The sequence below is a fragment of the Roseobacter sp. HKCC-CH-9351 genome, assembly GCF_037830295.1.
Lineage (GTDB): Bacteria > Pseudomonadota > Alphaproteobacteria > Rhodobacterales > Rhodobacteraceae > M30B80.
Window position 1 is genome coordinate 362,516 of the sequence record NZ_JBBLYM010000001.1, and the last position, 20,340, is coordinate 382,855.

At 55.5% G+C, this 20,340-nt stretch carries 18 protein-coding genes and 1 pseudogene; 18 read left to right on the forward strand and 1 reads right to left on the reverse strand.

What is annotated here, in order from left to right; translation table 11 throughout:
• Positions 1 to 53: 53 nt before the first annotated feature.
• From AAC632_RS01855 to AAC632_RS01940, 18 genes and pseudogenes are all read left to right on the forward strand, one after another.
• On the forward strand, positions 54 to 992 hold the full coding sequence (locus AAC632_RS01855; protein ID WP_340298381.1) for a hydrogen peroxide-inducible genes activator: 939 nt from the start codon (positions 54 to 56) through the stop codon (positions 990 to 992).
• A gap of 119 nt (positions 993 to 1,111) precedes the next feature.
• Complete coding sequence (locus tag AAC632_RS01860; protein WP_340298380.1) at positions 1,112 to 2,122, forward strand: Ldh family oxidoreductase; 1,011 nt, start codon at positions 1,112 to 1,114, stop codon at positions 2,120 to 2,122.
• A complete protein-coding gene (locus tag AAC632_RS01865) occupies positions 2,119 to 3,081 on the forward strand; it encodes a LysR family transcriptional regulator (protein ID WP_340298378.1) in 963 nt (320 codons plus the stop codon). Before AAC632_RS01860 ends, AAC632_RS01865 begins: the two co-directional genes overlap by 4 nt.
• 651 nt (positions 3,082 to 3,732) lie before the next feature.
• On the forward strand, positions 3,733 to 5,604 hold the full coding sequence (acs, locus tag AAC632_RS01870; protein ID WP_445322672.1) for an acetate--CoA ligase: 1,872 nt from the start codon (positions 3,733 to 3,735) through the stop codon (positions 5,602 to 5,604).
• A 17-nt stretch (positions 5,605 to 5,621) separates the two neighbouring features.
• Positions 5,622 to 6,308: an adenylate kinase gene (locus tag AAC632_RS01875; protein ID WP_340298376.1), complete on the forward strand. Its 687-nt coding sequence runs from the start codon at positions 5,622 to 5,624 to the stop codon at positions 6,306 to 6,308.
• Between the two features lie 98 nt (positions 6,309 to 6,406).
• Positions 6,407 to 6,667: a DUF4212 domain-containing protein gene (locus tag AAC632_RS01880; RefSeq protein ID WP_317655725.1), complete on the forward strand. Its 261-nt coding sequence runs from the start codon at positions 6,407 to 6,409 to the stop codon at positions 6,665 to 6,667.
• Positions 6,668 to 6,682: 15 nt separating this feature from the next.
• The gene (locus AAC632_RS01885; protein WP_340298375.1) at positions 6,683 to 8,452 is read left to right on the forward strand and encodes a sodium:solute symporter family protein; all 1,770 of its coding nucleotides are present in this window, start codon (positions 6,683 to 6,685) and stop codon (positions 8,450 to 8,452) included.
• 120 nt (positions 8,453 to 8,572) lie between these two features.
• The gene (locus AAC632_RS01890; RefSeq protein WP_340298374.1) at positions 8,573 to 10,387 is read left to right on the forward strand and encodes a DUF294 nucleotidyltransferase-like domain-containing protein; all 1,815 of its coding nucleotides are present in this window, start codon (positions 8,573 to 8,575) and stop codon (positions 10,385 to 10,387) included.
• 53 nt (positions 10,388 to 10,440) lie between these two features.
• Entirely contained in the window at positions 10,441 to 10,968 is a 528-nt protein-coding gene (locus AAC632_RS01895; RefSeq protein WP_340298373.1) for a hypothetical protein, read from the forward strand.
• Positions 10,969 to 11,007: 39 nt separating this feature from the next.
• On the forward strand, positions 11,008 to 12,996 hold the full coding sequence (locus AAC632_RS01900; protein WP_340298372.1) for a 3'-5' exonuclease: 1,989 nt from the start codon (positions 11,008 to 11,010) through the stop codon (positions 12,994 to 12,996).
• A gap of 200 nt (positions 12,997 to 13,196) precedes the next feature.
• Positions 13,197 to 14,690 carry a signal recognition particle protein gene (gene ffh, locus AAC632_RS01905; RefSeq protein WP_317655730.1) on the forward strand — a complete coding sequence of 498 codons (1,494 nt, stop codon included), beginning with the start codon at positions 13,197 to 13,199 and terminating at the stop codon, positions 14,688 to 14,690.
• 12 nt (positions 14,691 to 14,702) lie between these two features.
• Positions 14,703 to 15,008 (forward strand): chorismate mutase, encoded by a 306-nt coding sequence (locus AAC632_RS01910; RefSeq protein WP_317655731.1) that lies wholly within the window; start codon positions 14,703 to 14,705, stop codon positions 15,006 to 15,008.
• Positions 15,009 to 15,049: 41 nt separating this feature from the next.
• Positions 15,050 to 15,550: a 30S ribosomal protein S16 gene (gene rpsP, locus AAC632_RS01915; protein ID WP_445322663.1), complete on the forward strand. Its 501-nt coding sequence runs from the start codon at positions 15,050 to 15,052 to the stop codon at positions 15,548 to 15,550.
• A 239-nt stretch (positions 15,551 to 15,789) separates the two neighbouring features.
• Complete coding sequence (gene rimM, locus AAC632_RS01920; protein WP_340298370.1) at positions 15,790 to 16,314, forward strand: ribosome maturation factor RimM; 525 nt, start codon at positions 15,790 to 15,792, stop codon at positions 16,312 to 16,314.
• Positions 16,304 to 17,128, forward strand: coding sequence for a tRNA (guanosine(37)-N1)-methyltransferase TrmD (trmD, locus tag AAC632_RS01925; RefSeq protein ID WP_340298369.1), 825 nt, complete (start codon positions 16,304 to 16,306; stop codon positions 17,126 to 17,128). The genes rimM and trmD overlap by 11 nt, the downstream gene beginning before the upstream one ends.
• 266 nt (positions 17,129 to 17,394) lie before the next feature.
• On the forward strand, positions 17,395 to 17,781 hold the full coding sequence (rplS, locus tag AAC632_RS01930) for a 50S ribosomal protein L19 (RefSeq protein ID WP_340298368.1): 387 nt from the start codon (positions 17,395 to 17,397) through the stop codon (positions 17,779 to 17,781).
• A 14-nt stretch (positions 17,782 to 17,795) separates the two neighbouring features.
• Positions 17,796 to 18,017 carry a 50S ribosomal protein L31 gene (rpmE, locus tag AAC632_RS01935; RefSeq protein ID WP_317655736.1) on the forward strand — a complete coding sequence of 74 codons (222 nt, stop codon included), beginning with the start codon at positions 17,796 to 17,798 and terminating at the stop codon, positions 18,015 to 18,017.
• A 172-nt stretch (positions 18,018 to 18,189) separates the two neighbouring features.
• Positions 18,190 to 18,390, forward strand: a pseudogene (locus AAC632_RS01940) (division plane positioning ATPase MipZ); the annotation flags it as partial.
• 142 nt (positions 18,391 to 18,532) lie between these two features.
• On the opposite strand, the gene rpsA reads toward AAC632_RS01940, so the two are convergent.
• Positions 18,533 to 20,212, reverse strand: coding sequence for a 30S ribosomal protein S1 (gene rpsA, locus AAC632_RS01945; protein WP_340298367.1), 1,680 nt, complete (start codon positions 20,210 to 20,212; stop codon positions 18,533 to 18,535).
• Between the last annotated feature and the right edge of the window lie 128 nt (positions 20,213 to 20,340).

Consider the following 20,340-nt stretch of genomic DNA (forward strand, 5'->3'; position numbering starts at 1 on the left):
AAATATTGCATTACAACATATTTTGATAGGAAAAAACTAACGAGGCATCTGCCATGCCAATTCCAAAAATTCCGCTTACCTTGCGCCAACTTCGGTACTTGGTCGCGATTGAGGAAACGGGCCATTTCCGCCTAGCGGCAGAATCCTGTGGGATATCGCAACCCTCGCTCTCGGTGCAGATCAAAAACCTGGAGGAGGCATTATCCCTGACCCTGATTGAACGGGGGCGCGGGCCTGTAAAATTGACCCTAGCGGGACGCGAAGTTGTGGCGCGCGCGCGCGATATTTTGGACGCGACTCAAGCGATTGTTGATCTATCCGCAACCTTGCAAACGGGCCTCGCGGGCACATTGCGCCTTGGCACGTCCACCACGCTGGGGCCTTATCTAATGCCACATATCGTGGGCGATTTGCATCGCTCCCACCCTGATCTGCGCCTATATGTGCGCGAGGCGGCCCCACATGACCTTGCCCGTCAAATCAGCGAAGGGGGCCATGATCTGATCCTGACGCAATTGCCAATCCCTGGCGCGTCTTTGGTCACGGAGCGGTTGTTCCGAGAGCCCTTGGTCGTGGCAATCTCAGCCGATCATCCGCTCGCGCAGCTCAGCCAAATTGAACCGCAAGACCTCAGCGGCGAAACAATCCTGTCACTGTCGCCGAATTATGCGCTGCATGATCAGATATCTGCACTTTGTGTTGAAACAGGGGCGACATTGTCGCGCGAATATGAGGGCACATCGCTTGATGCCCTGCGCCAGATGGTTGCAATGGGGATGGGGGCCACGTTTTTGCCTGCGCTTTATGTGCGTTCTGAAATATTGGGGCGCGCGCAGGATGTTGCGGTAAGGCCTTTTAAGGGCAAGCGTTTTTCGCGCTCTATTGGGCTTGTATGGCGCTCAACCTCAGGGGCCAGCACTGCGCATCGGCAATTGGCCGATGTGATCCGCGGCTATGCGCGTCAATTGCCCGAACTGATCATCGAGGGCTAGGCGCGCCCCAATATCGCACCGCTTTTGCCACGCTTGCGCCCTTCTGCCGCCGTTCTTGAGTGAAACAATCTGTCCCATAGAGGCTCAATGTTGAGCCGCAGTGTAGAAGGCGATAGAGTATGAATGAGCAGCAAGACGAAAACAATCAACGGCTAAGCCTTGCCGATTTAGAGGCGCTGAGTTTTGACAGCCTCAGCAGATTGTCAGCCAAAACACATCAAGCCAAACCTCTTGCACGCCGCATCGCCCGCGCCGAAGCCGAGGGACGCGCCCGCGCAGGCCTTCGCTATTTATTGCATTGCCTTGAGGATCTGGCGCTTGGTCGCTGTGATGGGGGGGCGATGCCGAAATTGCAGCCCAGACAAGGCGTGCGGTTACATTGTGACATCGCCAACGGCTTTTTGCCCGCGGCCTTTGATCTGGCCCTGCCCGAGTTTCTGCAGATCGCCGAGGCGGAAGGCACGGCCTGTTTGGCCTTTGCCAATGGTCATAGCCCAGGATTTCTGCCGCAGATGGCCGAAGACGTTGCGCGGCGCGGCTATGTGAGCTTGGCGCTATCGACCGACACGGCATGCATCAGCATAAACCCGCCTTTGCCCCCGACTTTGGGGGATAATCCAATGGCACTGGCAGTCCCTGACAAGCGCGGACAGGGTGTGTTGATTTTTGAACAAGGCCAAGCCGCGATACCGCGCGACACTGTGTTTGATCACATCAAATCAGGAACCACGCTGCCGCCCCACCTTGCGCTTGATGACCACGGGCGCGCCACGCAAAATCCCCGCGCGGCGATTGAGGGCAGCATCTTGCCTGTTCAGGGCAGCTACGGGTTAAATATTGCGGTAATGGTCGAAATTCTCGTGCTCAGCCTTGTTGGGGCGGGGGCCTCGGCCATGATCAGTGGCCCTGATGATCCAAGCAGCGGGCCGCTGCGCATGGGGCATTGTCTTTTTGCCATCAAGCCGCAATCATACGGGCAGGTATCGGCGCTTGAGCAATTCACCCAAGCCCTTCTTGCCGATGCCCCCAATAGGTTGCAGGCGCTTTCGCGTAGGCAAAAATTTGAAACCGCGCTGACAGAAGGGGTCGCTGTGCCTCAGGCGCTATTGGAACGGATCATCGCCGCATGACGCGACCCGATCTTAAGGGGATCAGCCTCAAGAGCCTTGAGACCTTCGAGGTCATGGCGCGCACGGGATCGCTGTCCGATGCGGCAGAGGAAATGGGTCTATCCGTGCCCGCCGCCTCGCAACAACTGCGCAATTTATCTTTGGCGGTGGGGGTTGAATTGATTGACACCCGCAGGCGGCCTATTGGCCTGACACCTGCGGGGCGGTTGTTCCTAAAACGGGTGCAAGTGGCGCTTGGCGCGCTGCGTGCAGGGCAAAAAGATCTCAGCCGCCTAAACCTATCGAGCATATCCGCCCTTGGTCTTGGGGTTATTGATGATTTTGAGAATGATCTAACCCCACAATTGGCCGCACGTTTGGCCGAGACGCTCAGCGATTGTAAATTCCGCCTACAAACTGGGGCGAGCCACATCTTGCTCAATATGTTGGCCAAGCGGAACCTTGATATGATCATTTGCGCCGCACCGCAGACCGCGCCCGCAGATATCGTGGCGCACCCGATTGTGCAGGATCCCTATATTTTGGCCCTCCCAAAAGGATATGCCTTTGAGGGAAGGTTCGAAGACTTGGGCGGGCTTGCTTTTTTGGGGCGCGACCCTGCGCAGGTCATGGCGCGGCATATTGATGAGTATCTTCAGATGCATGATATGCAGGTTAGTCGCAGATTTGAGATCGACTCGAACCAATCCATTTCGGCCCTCGTGGCGGCAGGGCTTGGTTTCACCATCACAACGCCCCTGAGCCTGATGCGGGGCGAGCGATTTGCGGATGGGATTGACACCTACCCCTTGCCCTCACCCGCGCAACCGCGCCAGATCATGCTCTATTGCAGTGATGACTGGACGGGCGCCATTCCCAGTGAAATGGCGAACCTGATCCGCGATCTTTCACAAAAGCTGTTCATCGCGCCAGCCCTGCAAAGGATGCCTTGGCTGGGGGCGGATTTCCGCGTGCTTTAGCGCCCTTAATTTCGGGTGACTCGCGCGCGGTTTTGGCCCTCCATCAACCGATAATCAGGAAAAACACCACATGTTGGGGTTGCGCCGCAGCGCAGAATTTAGCGCTAACTCTCTAAAACCGCACAAATACAACCTATGGTTTAAATTTGCTCGCCACCAAACTAGGTATGTTTTCCACGGAAATTTTCGAAAATTGTTAATAAATTTACAAATTCTGCAACGCAGTGTAAAGTTGTTACACAGAAATCGCGGAAATCAGGATGTATTACTTCTGAAGCCAAAAACTTGGTGTAAACTGTTTGTCATTGATAGCGGTGTGCCTGATCGGGAAATCAGGCCAAGAATGGGGCCACTGTCGACTTTGCGAAACCGCCCAATGGAGGGGGCAAGGACGCAAAATTTGGGGATCGGGGAGGATCTGTTTTAGTCATCACATGAGCTGCGTTTGTGTCGTTTGTTTACGTTGAACAGGCACGAACCGCCATATTTCCACGAAGGGATCGGGGTGAGCGACACCCAAGCTGCGGCGCGGCACCCTTTGTCAAACGACATCCGCGCCGCCACCTTTGAGGGAGAACTACATTGCCAACGACTTCGAAATTCCCTGACCTTCTTGCTGGCGCGCATATTGACGCGGATAAGTACACAGCAATGTATGAAGCCTCCATTTCCGATCCCGAGGCGTTTTGGGGCGAACACGGCAAGCGCCTTGATTGGATCAAGCCCTACACCAAGGTCAAAAACGCCTCCTTTGCCTATGATAAAGTAGATATCCGTTGGTATGAGGACGGCACGCTGAACGTAGCGGCAAACTGCATTGATCGCCATTTGGCAACGCGCGGCGATCAGACCGCGATTTTGTTTGAACCAGACGATCCCAACGAAGCCGCGCAGCATATCACCTACGCACAGCTTGGCGATGAAGTGGGCCGTTTTGCCAACACCCTGAAATCATTGGGCGTTAAGCGCGGTGATCGTGTTGTTCTCTATTTGCCTATGATCCCCGAGGCATCCTATGCCATGCTTGCGTGCGCGCGCATCGGCGCAATCCACTCGGTGGTCTTCGCGGGCTTCTCGCCTGACGCATTGGCAAATCGGATCAATGACTCGAAAGCACGGGTTGTCATCACTTCGGACGGCGCCCCCCGCGGCGGTCGTGTGACCGATCTGAAATCTAACGTGGATAAGGCGCTTTTGCATTGTGATGACAATGTGAAATGCTTGGTCGTGAAGCGCACAGGTCAAGATGTAACTTGGACCGATGGTCGCGATATCTGGTATCATGACGCCTCTGCGGGCCAATCCACCGCCTGCCCTGCGGAAGAAATGAACGCTGAAGATCCGCTGTTCATTCTTTACACCTCGGGCTCAACGGGAAAGCCGAAGGGCGTTGTTCATACGTCAGGTGGCTATCTGACTTATGCTGCGATGACGCATCAATACACATTCGACTATCATGATGGCGATGTGTTCTGGTGCACCGCCGATGTGGGTTGGGTGACAGGCCACAGCTATATCATCTACGGCCCGCTTGCGAATGGCGCGACAACCTTGATGTTTGAAGGCGTGCCAACCTATCCAGACGCGGGCCGTTTCTGGGCTGTTTGTGAAAAGCACAAAGTGAACCAATTCTACACCGCCCCTACAGCCATTCGTTTGCTGATGGGTCAGGGTAATGAATTCGTGAACAAATATGATCTCTCTAGCCTCAAGCTTTTGGGGTCGGTGGGCGAGCCTATCAACCCAGAAGCATGGAATTGGTATAATGACGTTGTTGGCAAGGGGAACTGCCCCATTGTTGACACATGGTGGCAGACCGAAACGGGCGGCCATTTGATTACGCCTCTGCCAGGTGCAACCAAACTTAAGCCGGGCTCAGCGACAAATCCATTCTTCGGTGTTCAGCCCGTGCTGTTGGATGCGACCACTGGTCAAGAAATCCACGAAACCGCCGCAGAAGGCGTTTTGTGTATCAAAGACAGTTGGCCTGGTCAGATGCGCACTCTGTGGGGTGATCCTGATCGCTTTGTGCAGGCTTATTTCAGTGACTACAAAGGCTATTACTTCACAGGGGACGGATGCCGCCGTGACGAAGATGGCTATTACTGGATCACGGGCCGCGTGGATGATGTGATCAACGTGTCGGGCCACCGCATGGGCACAGCCGAGGTTGAATCGGCGCTTGTGGCACATGAAAAAGTATCAGAGGCCGCAGTGGTGGGCTTCCCCCATGATCTCAAAGGTCAGGGGATCTACTGCTACGTTACGTTGATGGCGGGCGAAGAGCCCTCCGAAGAATTGCGGGCAGAATTGACCAATTGGGTGCGTAAAGAGATCGGCCCAATTGCAAAACCAGACGCGCTGCAATTTGCACCTGGCCTGCCAAAAACGCGGTCGGGGAAAATCATGCGCCGCATTTTGCGTAAGATTGCCGAAAACGATTTCGGCAGCCTTGGCGACACATCGACCTTGGCAGATCCAAGCGTGGTGGATGACCTCATCGCCAATCGCATCGTTAAGTAACGCGTGGAATTCAGTAAATGACGGCAGATACGATGACACGACCAGTTAACTTAATCCTTCTCGGGCCTCCAGGCGCTGGGAAGGGCACCCAAGCCCGCATGCTAGAAGAGGCATTCGGGCTTGTGCAGCTGTCCACTGGTGACTTGCTGCGTGGCGCAGTCAATGCAGGCACACCCGCAGGCTTGACCGCGAAATCGGTTATGGAAAAGGGCGAGTTGGTCTCGGATGAGATTGTGCTCGCCGTTCTCGAAGAACGCCTTCAGCAGCCCGATGTGGCCGCAGGCACAATTCTGGATGGTTTCCCCCGCACCGCCGCGCAAGCCGAGGCACTTGATGGCCTTTTGGCGGCACGGAACCAGCAGATTGACGCTGTCATCAGCCTTGAGGTGGATGATGAAGCGATGGTGGCCCGCGTATCGGGTCGCTATACCTGCGCCGATTGTGGCGAAGGATATCATGACGAATTCAAGCAACCCGCAACACAGGGTGTTTGTGACAAATGTCAGGGCAGCTCGTTTAAGCGCCGCCCTGATGATAATGCCGAAACAGTGCGCACGCGCCTGTCGGCATATCATGCCCAAACGGCCCCCCTTATCGAGTATTACAATGCTCGCGGCACGCTTAGCAAAGTCGCGGCTATGGGGGCTATTGACGATATTGCCAAGGCACTTGGCAATATCGTGTCCCACCTCACTGGGGCGTAATTGGGCAAAAGAATTCTGTCGGCGCCTTAGGAGGAGGCGGCGTCAGATGTCACCGTTGGGGCAGTGCCTCACTGGTTAGAAACCGAAGGGAGATATCAATGGCCGAAAAGGCAAATAACTCTGAATACTGGGCCGCGAACATCCGCTTGGTCACCCTATGCTTGGTGATCTGGGCGCTGTGTTCCTATGGCTTTGCTATTCTTTTCCGCCCGATGCTTAGCGGCATCGCGGTGGGTGGCACAGATCTGGGCTTCTGGTTTGCTCAGCAAGGTTCAATCCTCGTATTCCTTGTTCTGATTTTCTTCTACGCAGCGCGTATGAACAAATTAGACAAAGAATATGGCGTGGACGAAGAGTAAGGGACGGGCCAGATTATGGAACAAACAACACTCAATATTATCGTTGTGGGGCTGTCGTTTGCGCTCTACTTCGGTATCGCAATTTGGGCCCGCGCGGGCTCCACATCTGAATTCTACGCCGCTGGGCGTGGTGTTCCGCCTGTCTTGAACGGTATGGCAACTGCAGCTGACTGGATGTCGGCGGCCTCCTTCATCTCAATGGCAGGTCTTATCGCATTCGTAGGCTATAACAACTCGACCTTCCTCATGGGCTGGACGGGCGGTTACGTGCTTATGGCGATGCTTCTTGCACCCTATTTGCGCAAATTTGGCAAGTATACGGTTCCTGAGTTCGTAGGCGACCGTTTCTACAGCCAAACTGCACGCGTTGTGGCCGTAGCCTCACTGATTGTGATGTCCGTGACTTACGTTATCGGTCAGATGACTGGTGCTGGCGTGGCCTTCTCTCGCTTCCTCGAAGTTGACAAAACAACGGGTCTCTACATTGCCTCCGCAACCGTTTTCGTTTACGCGGTTTTAGGTGGCATGAAGGGCATCACCTATACGCAGGTGGCGCAGTATTGTGTTCTGATCACTGCGTATACGATCCCTGCTGTGTTCATCTCACTGCAACTGACAGGTAACCCAATCCCAAGCCTCGGCCTCTTCTCCGAGCACACCGCCTCTGGCCAGCCTCTGCTGACCACATTGGACGGCTTGCTGACGGATCTGGGCTTCAATGCTTACACCACAGGCTCTAGCCCATGGTTGATGGCCTTGTTTACCTTGTCTCTAATGATTGGTACCGCGGGCCTGCCCCACGTGATCATTCGCTTCTTCACCGTTCCCAAAGTGTCAGACGCACGTTGGTCTGCTGGCTGGGCACTGGTGTTCATCGCGCTGCTTTACCTAACCGCTCCTGCGGTGGGTGCTATGGCTCGTTTGAACATCATGACCACCATGTGGCCAAATGGCGTTGAAGGTGAGCCTGTTGCACAAGCTGATCTGCCTGATTGGTTCAACACTTGGTCGGTGACTGGCCTTCTGGCTGTTGAAGACAAGAACGGCGATGGCCTGATCCAGTACTACAATGAAAATAACGCTGGTATGGCTGAAATGGCAGCTGAGCGTGGTTGGGCAGGAAACGAGCTTGTCACGTTCAACCGTGACATCCTCGTTTTGGCAAACCCAGAAATCGCACAGCTTCCAGGTTGGGTTATCGCTCTGATCGCGGCAGGTGGTCTGGCAGCGGCTCTGTCCACTGCGGCGGGTCTTCTGTTGGCGATCTCCTCTTCCATCAGCCACGATTTGATCAAGTCGGTGATCAATCCTGACATCACGGAGAGAGGCGAGCTTCTGGCCGCACGCATCTCGATGGCAGGCGCGATTGCTTTGGCAACCTATCTTGGTCTGAACCCTCCAGGCTTTGCGGCGCAAACCGTGGCTCTGGCATTCGGTCTGGCAGCAGCTTCGCTGTTCCCAACACTGATGATGGGTATCTTCTCCAAGCGCATGAACTCCGCAGGTGCAACAGCAGGTATGCTTGCAGGTTTGATTTCAACCTGTCTCTACCTGTTCACATTCTTGGGTTGGTTCTTCATCCCAGGCACCAACATGCTGGATAACACTGCAGCGAACTACCTGTTCGGCATCCCACCAACCCATTTCGGGCCAGTGGGCGCATTGCTGAACTTTGCAGTTGCATTCGCAGTATCCCGCGTGACAGCAGAGCCGCCGCAGGAGATCCAAGACCTCGTGGAATCCGTACGTATCCCACGTGGCGCAGGTGCAGCCATCAACAAGTGATCCTTTGATCACTTAGGGGCTACCCCTTAAGAAAAATGGGCGCATTCCGATCAATCGGGATGCGCCTTTTTCATAAATAGTCTAGGCTGAGCCAGACCGACCAAACAGACCCAGATCCAGATGCCAAAAGAAATCCTGACACTTCTGTCACAAACGCACCCCTATGACAGCTTACCGCATGATTATCTGGTGGAACTGGCAGGGCAGGTGAACCGCTCCATGGCGAAAGCGGGCGCTGTGATTTATCACGCGGGCACGCCGCTTGAGGCGCTTTACCTCATCGTGTCAGGGCAGGTTGATATCACCGAACCCAATGGTGAACTGGTCTCGATCCTCGGCCCAAAAAACTCCTTCGGAGAGCGTGGCTTGATGCGCGATGGTATTGCGCCTGTCACCGCAACCGCGGTGAAACCAACCGAACTTTTGGAAGTCACGGCGCCACTTTTCCATAAATTGGTGAAAGAGCACCCCGCCTTTCTAGATTTCTTTGACCGCACCCGCCCAGCCCGCGCCAAGCGCAGTGCGTTGTCGACCCAAACCTTGGGCGATTTAATGACGCGCAATCCTCTGACTTGCACAGCGCAAGACAGCTTGCTGAGCGCCGCGAAAAAGATGCGGGATCACCGCGTCTCTTGCTTGCTTGTCACCTCCGAAACGGGGGCGCTGCAAGGGATCATCACCACACGCGACTTAACCAATCGCGCGATGGCGGCGGGGCTGCCATCAGACACGGCCGTGGCTGAAGTGATGACGCGCGACCCCAAGACCTTGCCCGCCTCCGCCCTTGTGGCTGATGCGCTGCATTTGATGGTCGAGCATGGGTTTACCCATATGCCCGTCATGGATCGCGGGCAGCCCGAAGGCATATTAAGCCAGACCGATATGATGCGCTTTCAGGCGACCAGTTCCGCCTCAATCATCATGGATATCGCCTATGCCGCAAATAGCGCAGAAATTGCCAAATATGTAAAAGGCATCCCTGCCCTTTTGATGCAATTAGTTGGGGCAAATAATGATCATCAGGTGGTCACACGCCTGATCACCGATATCGGTGATGCCGCGACCCGGCGGTTGCTAAAACTTGCCGAAGACCATCTTGGGCCGCCGCCTGTGCCCTATCTGTGGCTGGCCTGTGGCAGCCAAGGTCGGCAAGAACAAACGGGCGTGTCCGACCAAGACAATTGCCTGATCATAGACGATGCCATGCGCCCAGAAGACGACGCGTATTTCGCCGCTTTGGCAAAATTCGTCTCGGATGGTTTAGATGAGGCAGGCTATTTCTACTGCCCAGGTGATATGATGGCGACCGCCGCGCGTTGGCGGCAACCCTTACGCGTTTGGCGAAACTATTTCTCGAAATGGATTAACAAACCTGACACCGAGGCGCAGATGTTGGCATCGGTGATGTTTGACCTGCGGCCCATTGGCGGCACGATGGCCCTATTTGACGATCTTCACGCCTCGACCCTTGCAGAGGCTTCGGGAAATTCGATTTTTGTGGCTCATATGATTTCCAATTCGCTCAAGCATACGCCCCCGCTTGGTCTCTTTCGGGGCTTTGCCACTGTTCGGTCGGGCGAGCATAAAGATCGCATTGATCTCAAGCATAACGGCGTTGTGCCCGTGGTGGATTTGGGGCGCATCTATGCGCTGAAAGGACAGTTGACCGAAGTAAACACCCGCGCGCGCTTGGTTGCCGCAATTGACGGAGGTGCGGTTTCTGCCTCGGGCGGACGGGATTTATTGGATGCCTATGACATGATCGCGGAAGCGCGGCTTGCGCATCAAGCGCGCCAAATCTGCAATGGCCACGCGCCCGATAATTTCATGGCACCTGCTTATTTATCCGATTTTGATCGAAGTCATCTCCGCGATGCCTTCGTTGTGATTAAAACAATGCAATCGGCAATCGGACAGCGGAGCGGGTTTTTATAACCCCCACGCCTGTTTTTGGTTGCCACGAAAAGAGAAAGACCAACGAAATGCAAATGTTCCTCGTCCTTATTGCGGCACTGTCCTCGGCCTTTGCAGGGGCAGGCATCGCCTATGGCCTGCGCCGCCTGATAGGAGAGCGGATACCAAAATGGTTCGTGCCTGCAGGCGCGGGGCTGGCGATGATCCTGACCACAATATCCCTCGAATATTCATGGGCGCGCGGCGTCATGGCAACCCTGCCCACAGACACTGTAATGATCGCCACGCGCGAACAGCGCGCTGTTTGGCAGCCGTGGACATATGTGAAGCCATGGATCAAAGGCTTTGTCGCGGTTACCCCGTCAGAGACTATCGAAACAGTCGAAGGCTCGGGCCAATGGGTTGTGCAAACGCGCCTGCATGAGCGGTGGCAGCCCGCGATCATCAAACCCATCTTGGTGGATTGCACCACCCCCGCCCGCGCAGAGATTTTTCCAACCACCAGTTTTGATGCTGATGGCCGCGCCGAGAATGCCGATTGGTTAGCGGTTTCCGCGGATGATCCGTTGATTGCCGTGGTCTGCCCAACTCTGGGCGGCTAGGCCGCGTAACCGCTGCGGGAGGAGGAGGCCCGCACGCACATGTTCACCCATCTTAGTTTGCGTTTGCGCATCTTTTTGTTCTTTGCGCTCTTGGCCCTTGGGGGCGCGGCCCTGCTGACCGCGGGTCTGGTGATTGGGTATGTTCGTTTGGGCGAGGATCACGCGCTATCGGCCTTTATCACCGCAGGGGCGGTTGGGGCATTTGCAATTATCGGCCTGTCTGCTTGGGTTTGGACGAAGTTCGATGAGTATGTCGCCCGTCCCCTTGAGGCATTGGCCGCGGATATGCGCGCCCGCGCCCATGCCGATGTGGATGATGAAATCAATCCAAACTATGCGCGATATTTGGGTGATTTAGCCCCTGCTGCTGCGGCTGTTGCCGCGCATTTGACCGAAACGCGCAACGCAATGGCATTGGCCGTGGGGCGTGAAACAGCACGGCTTGGCCTTGAGAAGCAGCGCCTTGAAACCTTACTAGCCGAAATTCCCGATGGGGTCGTGTTCTGCACGCCTGACCATAAAATCGCGCTTTACAATGGCAAGATGCGGGACCTCTTCAATGATGATGAGGGGTTGGGTCTGAACCGCCCCCTTGATCAGCTTTTGCGCATGGCCCCCTTGCGCGAGGCTTATGGCAGGCTGTTGCGCGCACAGAGCGCCAAGGGCACGGATATTTTGGTAACAACCCGCCACGATGCCCGCCTTTTCGAGGCACGGATGCGCTTATTCTGGCTCGAAGGTCAGGAAACAGCCGATCCTGCCTATCTCTTGTGCTTGCAGGACCGATCCAAGGATTTGGCACTGCATGGCATGCGCGAGGCCCTGTTTGCCGATTTAATTGAGGCCGTGGATGCTGTTTTGCCAGACCTTCCCCAAGGGACGCCGCGTGCGCAGTTGGAAAAGACGTTACGCGATGTGCAAAAAGAAAAAGCCAAAACCGATACAGCATGGTGGCCCCTTGAGCAGCTTGACCTATCCGATATTGCAATCGCGCTTGCCACGCGCTTGGCGCAAAAGGATATCCAACTGCAGTATGACGCGCTGCCTGACCTGCGACTGCGCGCCGATGGCTTTGCCATCAGCCGCTTGTTAGAGCGCCTGACGCTGTCGTGGATTGGCGCAGGGGCGTCTGACATTCGACTTTCGGCCCGACTAACAGAGGGAGAGGCCATTCTTGACCTGCAGGGAGATGCAAAGGCCCCTGACGCGGCACGGCTCAATGATTGGTTAGACAGCCCCCTGATCACGGGCCATTCACGCTTTGCGGGGGCCGATGTTTTGCGCAGCCACGGCGCCAAGATCGAAACCACAGATCAACGGATCAGCCTGTCCCTAGCCGCCGCCCCCGAAGCGCTACAAACGCCGCGCGTGATCCAATATGATTTTGACCTGTTGCAAACCGCACTGCCTGCTGAGCTGTCACAGGCCCCGCTGAAAAACTTGTCTTTCGTAGTGTTCGATACAGAAACCACCGGGCTGAACCCGCAAGTCGATGAAATCTGTCAGATCGCCGCGATGCGGATTGTAAACGGCAAATTGGTCGAGAGCGAACGCTTTGACACATTGGTCAACCCTGCGCGCAAAATCCCTGCGGCCTCAACAGCGGTGCATCACATCACCAATGAGATGGTGGCAGACGCCCCATCGGTTGTTGATGCCTTATCGCGGTTTCATCGCTTTGCCGATGGCGCGGTTCTGGTGGCACATAATGCCCCCTTTGACATGGCTTTTCTACAGCGCCGCGAAGCGGCCATTGGCGCGCGTTTTGATCAGCCGATCTTGGACACTGTTCTGTGTTCGGCCATCCTTTTTGGTCAGTCTGCGGAACACACATTGGACGCGCTATGTGACCGCCTCAGCATCCGCATACCCGACAATGCCCGTCATACCGCACTTGGCGACACATTGGGAACGGCGCGGGCCTTTGTGAAGATGTTGCCCATGCTTGAGGCGACAGATATTCAAAATTTAGGGCAGTTGATCACGGCCTTTGATCGTCATGCGCGGCTCTTGCGCCATTTGAACTAAGGCGCGAAGGCTTGACATTCCCCTCTTCGCGCGCATAAGACCAGTGCAACTTCCAGCAAGCTTTGGCTTTCTGGTCTTAGGACATGTCCAAGATCGCCCCCCGTCAGCGAGTTTCGCCCACGGGGGCCTTGGTGCATTGCAATGCGGTGGCCTGATGCACAGATCACCAGAGAGATGACGCGACAAAGGGGCCTTGGCCAATGTTTGAAACACTTTCAGAACGCCTCTCCTCGGTCTTTGAGGGGCTGACAAAGCAAGGCGCTTTGTCTGCTGATGATGTGAAAACAGCCCTGCGCGAAGTGCGGGTGGCTTTGCTTGAGGCAGATGTTTCTTTGCCCGTGGCGCGGGAATTTATTCGCGCGGTCGAGAAAAAGGCCACAGGCGCTGCGGTGACAAAATCGGTGACCCCGGGTCAACAGGTCGTCAAAATTGTGCATGACGAATTGATCGCCACCCTTCAGGGCGAAGGCGAGATTGGCGCACTGAAAATCGACAACCCGCCTGCACCCATCCTGATGGTGGGTCTGCAAGGCTCAGGGAAAACCACAACAACCGCGAAACTGGCCAAGCGCCTGAAGGAGCGCGAAGGCAAGCGCGTTTTGATGGCATCCCTTGACACAAACCGCCCTGCCGCGATGGAGCAGTTGGCCATCCTTGGCCAACAAATTGGCGTGGATACCCTGCCCATCATCCAAGGTGAAAACCCTGAGACGATTGCAAAGCGCGCCAAAACCCAAGCGGGGCTTGGTGGCTATGATGTCTATATCCTCGACACCGCAGGGCGCTTGCATATTGATCAAGACCTGATCGCGCAGGCCGCAGCCGTGCGTGACATTGCCAACCCACGCGAGACACTCTTGGTCGTGGATGGCCTCACGGGCCAAGATGCGGTGAATGTTGCGCAGGAATTTGACGATAAAATTGGCGTTTCTGGCATCGTTTTAACTCGTATGGATGGCGATGGTCGCGGCGGCGCGGCACTGTCGATGCGCGCCGTCACGGGCAAACCGATCCGCTTTGTGGGGTTGGGTGAAAAGCTCGAGGCGCTTGAGACATTCGAAGCACAGCGTGTCGCTGGCCGCATCTTAGGCATGGGCGATATCGTGGCCCTTGTTGAAAAAGCCCAAGAAACCCTCGAGGCTGAACAGGCCGAGCGCATGATGAAGCGCTTCCAAAAAGGTCAGTTCAACATGAACGACCTTAAAGGCCAGTTAGAGCAGATGCTGAAAATGGGCGGGATGCAGGGCATGATGTCGATGATGCCGGGCATGGCCAAGATGCAAAAGCAGCTTGATGATGCAGGGCTTGATGACAAGGTGATCAAACGCCAGATCGCGCTGATCCAATCCATGACAAAGCGGGAAAGGGCCAACCCTGACCTTTTGCAGGCAAGCCGCAAAAAGCGCATTGCCGCAGGCGCAGGGCAAGATGTCTCTGACCTGAACAAGCTTTTGAAAATGCACCGCCAAATGGCCGATGCGATGAAGAAGCTGGGAAAAATGGGCAAAGGAGGAATGCTCAAGCAGGGCCTTGGCGCATTAATGGGCAAAGGCGCACCCAAAGATTTGGCGGGCATGGATCCTTCAGCAATGGATCCCAAAGCGATGGAGGCCGCAGCCCGCAAGATGGGGCTTGGCGGCTTGGGTGGCGGCGGTGGTCTGCCGCCCCTGACGGGCTTTGGCAAAAAGAAATAAAGGGATCACATCATGACTGATACAGCCGCCCGCGCCGCAGCGTTGCTCAAGGAACATCGCGCCTCGATTGATCGCTTAGACGCAATTCTTGTCTATACCCTTGGCGAGCGGTTTAAGCACACCCAAGCCGTAGGGAAGTTGAAGGCACAGCATGATTTGCCCCCTTCCGACCCAGACCGCGAAGCCAAACAAATCGCGCGGCTTGAGCGTTTGGCTGAGGAGGCCGATCTCGACCCCGAATTCGCCAAGACCTTTCTGAAATTCATCATTCAGGAGGTCATCCGTCACCATGAACAACACATTGAAAACGGGCAATAAACAAAGACGCCCCGATCATCTATCCGAAGGAGAAGACTAACATGGCAATGAAAATCCGCTTGGCCCGTGGTGGCTCGAAAAAGCGCCCATTCTACAGCATCGTGGCCTCTGACAGCCGCATGCCTCGCGATGGCCGCTTCATCGAGAAGCTCGGCACATATAACCCGCTCTTGGCAAAAGACAGCGAAGATCGCGTGAAAATGAACATGGAGCGCATGAAATACTGGCTCGAGCAGGGTGCGCAGCCCACCGACCGCGTAAGCCGTTTCTTGGAAGCAGCTGGCGTTTTGGCAGCGAAAACCCGCAACAACCCGAACAAAGCCGTTCCAGGCAAAAAAGCACAAGAGCGCGCAGAAGAAAAAGCCGCTAAGGCCGCAGAAGCAGCAGCCGCACCTGCACCTACCGCTGAAGAAGCGCCCGCAGAAGAGGCCGTTGTTGAAGAAGCAGCAGCACCTGAAGAAGCGCCTGCCGCTGAGGAAGCGCCTGCCGCTGAGGAAGCGCCTGCCGCTGAGGAAGCCGCAGAAGAAGCAAAGGCTGAGTAATCAGCCCCCTGCCTTGCCCCCGCTTGTTGTGTACTGGGGGCAAGGTGGCCTTAGGGCCAAGCGTAGATGTGGCTTTGAGTATCTTAAATGCGCCGCCTGATCCTAATTTCGATCCTATGCCTTTTCGCCTACATAGGTGGGCGCGTTGAAGAACGGCGCAATGCGCAAGCGGCCTGTATTGCCCTTTCGGGCGAATGGGTCAGCGCAGATCGGTTATGCCTAAGAGAGGGCCCCGTGGAATGAGCGATCAAAACCTGATTTGTGTCGGTGCGATTGCAGGCTCCTTTGGCGTGCGCGGTGAAGTGCGCCTCAAAAGTTTTTGCGCCAATCCCGAAGATATCGGCACTTACACGCCACTGTTTTCTGAAAAAGGCGACCGCAGTTTTGAGCTTAAAATCACCCGTGCCGTCAAAGGTGGCTTTGCCGCGCGGGTTGTTGGGGTGATGACAAAAGAAGCGGCAGATGGCCTTCGCGGCACCCGTCTGTTTGCACCGCGCACGGCCCTGCCCGCCCTTCCTGATGATGAGTTTTATCACAGCGACCTTCTCGGTCTTAACGTGGTCGACACAGGCGGCGCGGCGCGCGGCAAGGTGGCGGCCGTGTTGAACCATGGCGCAGGTGATATTCTCGAACTGCGCAGCGTGCCCAATCACAAAGGCAGCGTTCTTGTGCCTTTTACACAGGCGGTTGTTCCCACAGTCGACCTCAGCGCCAAGCGCATCGTGATTGATCCGCCAGAAGGCTTGTTTGACGATGACGTCTAAACCACCCCGCAGCTATGGCCGTCTGTCGATTTCGGCCAATGCGGCCCCACGGGACTTGATGGGGCCGCAGCGCCTGAAGGACGCATGGTGCGCGAAGGTCATCACACTCTTCCCTGACATGTTTCCAGGTGTCTTGGGGGGCTCACTGACGGGTAAGGCATTGCAAAGCGGTCTTTGGGCATTAGACACCATCGACCTGCGCATCTTCGGCGAGGGCAAGCACCGCAATGTTGATGATACGCCCGCAGGGGGCGGCGCAGGGCTGGTCTTGCGTCCCGACATTTTGGGGCGCGCCATGGACATGGCCGCTAATAACACACCACCTAACCCCGCACGATGGCCACGCATCTATCTGTCACCTCGGGGGCGGCCTTTTACACAGGCCGATGCCGCGCGCTTTGCGGGCTGTGACGGCATGACCCTGTTGTGCGGGCGGTTCGAAGGGGTGGATCAACGTGTGATTGACCATTACGAGATGGAAGAAATCTCACTAGGTGATTTTGTTCTGACGGGCGGCGAGATTGCCGCCCAAGCGGTGCTTGATGCCACCATTCGCCTTATTCCGGGTGTCTTGGGAAATTTTGACTCGACCCAAGAAGAAAGTTTTTCCAATGGCCTGTTGGAGCATCCGCACTATACCCGCCCCGCTGAATGGCGTGGGATGGTGATCCCCGAGGTTTTGACATCTGGCAATCACGCCCGCGTTGCCGAGTGGCGCCATGCCCAAGCCGAGGCTTTGACGCAATCGCGCCGCCCTGATCTTTGGGCGGAATATCTCTCTAAACAGGGCAAGACAGGGCGCGATAAGGCTTGATCCTTTAGGATTTGCAGCCTATACGCCATCCGTCCGCAGTCGGAATCGGCTGATCGGGCCTCTTTGGTTTTTCTTGGGGCTTTGTCCCCGCGCTTTTGCGGAACTTCGGCGCAAGGCAGATTGGCCAAAGATCACATTAGGAAAGTCAGCGTGACCTCTGGCGGACACCCCCATATGGGAACAGGTGGATCCGGTCGAAGACCAGAGCTCTCAGATGCGACCACACCTTCGCGGAGCAACCGCGAGCATTTAGAGGAGAAGATCCAATGGATCTGATCGCACAAATCGAGGCGGAACAGATTGCCGCCCTTGGGAAGACCGTTCCCGATTTCAAAGCTGGCGACACCATTCGCGTTGGCTTTAAAGTGACCGAAGGGTCGCGTTCTCGTGTGCAGATGTATGAAGGCGTTTGCATCAGCCGTAAAAACGGCAAAGGGATCGCAGGTTCGTTCACTGTTCGCAAAATTTCATTTGGTGAAGGCGTAGAGCGCGTATTCCCCCTCTACTCGACCAATATCGATTCAATCGAAGTGGTGCGCCGCGGCCGTGTTCGCCGCGCGAAGCTGTACTACTTGCGTGATCGCCGTGGTAAGTCGGCCCGTATCGCCGAGAAAACAAACTATCGCGAACTCAGCAATAACGCAGAAGCGTAAGAAGGGCTTAGACGATGAAAAAAGACATCCATCCCGATTACCACGTCATCGATGTCAAAATGACCGATGGCACCGTTGTTCAGATGAAATCCACTTGGGGTTCCGAGGGCGATACGCTTGCGCTGGATATTGACCCTTCTGTGCACCCTGCATGGACAGGTGGTGGCGCGCGCTTGATGGATACAGGCGGCCGCGTTTCCAAGTTCAAAAAGAAATACGAAGGTCTGGGTTTCTAATCCAATCGCACCTAACTGTTTCAAAACACCGTCCCTTTGGGGCGGTGTTTTTCATTTTAGCCATAAGTTAAATGTCTTTCTTGATAAATAGCGCAGCATTCCTTCCGTATATTGAGGATCAACGGAATGCGCCCACAATATCGGGTGCGCAGTGGGGTAAGTGAGGTTCGTTTTGGCGCATATTATCGTATTCGGGAACGAAAAGGGCGATTCGGGCAAGTCGACCACAACCATGCATGTGGCCACAGCACTGGTGTGCGAGGGGTTTAAGGTTGGTGGTCTAGATCTGGATTTGCGGCAGCGCAGTTTCAACCGCTATATCGAAAACCGCCAAGCCACGATGCAAAAACGTGCAATCTCTCTGCCCTGCCCGCATTGATGCTTAGTTCTCCAGCAAGGCGCAAAAGATGAAAAATCTATGGGCTGCGACAGCCTGTCGCTCCGACAAAGAAAAAGCCCCGCTCTGCTGAGCGGGGCAATTCCATCTCATAACGGGGCGAAGGCCCGCGTGATGATTATTCGTCTTTGTTCAATGCAGCGCCAAGGATATCGCCCAAGCTTGCACCAGAATCGGATGAGCCATACTGCTCGACCGCTTCTTTTTCTTCGGCGATTTCGCGTGCCTTGATCGACAGGCCCAGTTTGCGGGTCTTCGCATCGATATTGGTTACGCGCACATCGATCTTGTCACCAACCGAGAAACGGTCAGAGCGCTGATCACCACGGTCGCGGCTGAGGTCAGAGCGGCGAATGAAGGATTTCATGCCTTCATATTCCACTTCCAAACCGCCTTCTTCGACCGAAGTCACAACAACAGTGATGACCGAGCCACGCTTCACACCGCCAACGGCATCTGCGAATGGGTCACCATCAACAGCTTTGATCGACAGGGAGATACGCTCTTTCTCAACGTCAACTTCGGCTACAACCGCTTTGACCATATCGCCTTTGCCGTAATCGCCGATCACATCCTCGCCACGGCCTTCCCATGTCAGGTCAGACAGGTGAACCATGCCGTCAATGTCGTTGTCGAGGCCGATGAACAAACCGAATTCGGTGATGTTCTTGATCTCGCCTTCAACCGCGGTGCCAACAGGATGGGTTTCTGCAAACACTTCCCATGGATTGCGCATGGTCTGCTTGAGACCAAGCGATACGCGGCGTTTGGAGCTGTCGATCTCCAGAACCATAACTTCGACTTCTTGGCTGGTCGAAACGATCTTGCCAGGATGCACGTTCTTCTTTGTCCAAGACATCTCAGAAACGTGCACGAGACCTTCAACGCCAGGCTCCAGCTCAACAAATGCACCGTAATCGGTGATGTTGGTCACGCGGCCCATGTGAACGGATTCAAGCGGGAATTTCGCTTCAACGGAATCCCATGGATCGTCCAACAGCTGCTTCATGCCGAGGCTGATGCGATGGGTATCTTTGTTGACCTTGATCACCTGAACCTTCACGGTCTCACCAATTGTGAGAACCTCTTTTGGATCATTCACACGGCGCCATGCCATGTCGGTGACGTGCAACAGGCCGTCAACACCGCCCAAGTCAACAAATGCGCCGTATTCGGTGATGTTCTTGACCACACCATCCACGATGTCGCCTTCGCCCAGTTTGCCGATAACTTCGGCGCGCTGCTCGGCGCGGCTTTCCTCAAGGATTGCACGGCGGGACACAACGATATTGCCACGGCGGCGATCCATTTTCAGGATTTGGAATGGCTGCTTGAGGCCCATCAAAGGCCCTGCATCCCGCACGGGGCGCACGTCAACCTGAGACCCAGGCAAGAACGCAACAGCACCGCCAAGATCAACGGTGAAGCCACCTTTGACGCGGCCAAAGATTGCGCCATCGACACGCTCTTCTGCGGCATATGCTTTTTCCAAGCGATCCCATGCGGCTTCGCGGCGGGCCATTTCGCGGCTCAGAACCGCTTCGCCACGCGCGTTTTCCACATTGCGCAAGTACACCTCTACCTCATCGCCAACTGCGATTTCGGGGGCCTCGCCGGGATTTGCGAATTCTTTAAGGTCGATGCGGCCTTCCATTTTGTAGCCCACATCAATGATGGCTTGGCCCGCTTCGATTGCGATGACCTTACCAGTGACAACCGCACCTTCCGCGGGGGTGTCAATCTCGAAGCTTTCATTCAGAAGGGCTTCGAATTCTTCCATAGTTGCTTTAGCGCACATAGATATTCAGTTCCTTTTCATAGAGCTATTCGGGCCATGCGGTTGTCTCCGCAGGTCTTTGGTTTCGTTTTCAATCGCCCCCTCGAAAATGATGAAGGGCCGGAGGATATCCCGACCCTGCTCAATCC